This is a genomic window from Mesorhizobium sp. WSM4832 (genome assembly GCF_055811115.1).
Genome location: NZ_JBVVQH010000065.1, coordinates 1 through 431, shown reverse-complemented (window position 1 = coordinate 431; position 431 = coordinate 1). Strand labels below are relative to the sequence as shown.

Genomic DNA, 431 nt, shown 5'->3' with positions numbered 1-431 from the left:
GGTCTCAACAGCGCTGTGTAATGTTCAGTGTTGATGATGACGCCCCCGGTGTTGCTCCTGTCAAGTGTACGCGTCAGCTCGTTATGGGCCTCGCGCGACTTGCTCAAGTGCTGGTCAAACGGCGCTGGCGCGACTTGTCGGGCTTGCTGCTCTTGCAAGACGGCGCGTTGCACCTGCGACCCGGCTGCTCCAAAAGCGTCGGCGGGGATTGCGGCAAGCTCGTGCGGCAAGCGGCCGTGTCTCAGTCGGTTTTGCAGCGCCTGCCGATCGGGGACGAGGTAGTCGAGGTGTAGCGGCAGCTGCGGGACTGGCCGTTCTTCATTCGCCAATCTCTGAACCAGCGCGCGCGTGCCATCCACCACGAAGACGCCGCAATCAACACCGTTGTTCTGCTGCGCCATGGCGGGTGTCACCGTGGTGGTCGCGTCCAG

General features: G+C 63.1%; 1 pseudogene. It reads right to left on the bottom strand.

Annotated features, from left to right (window positions below):
- Positions 1 to 401, bottom strand: a pseudogene (locus AC0L2L_RS33365) (Ulp1 family isopeptidase); the annotation flags it as partial.
- Positions 402 to 431 lie beyond the last annotated feature (30 nt).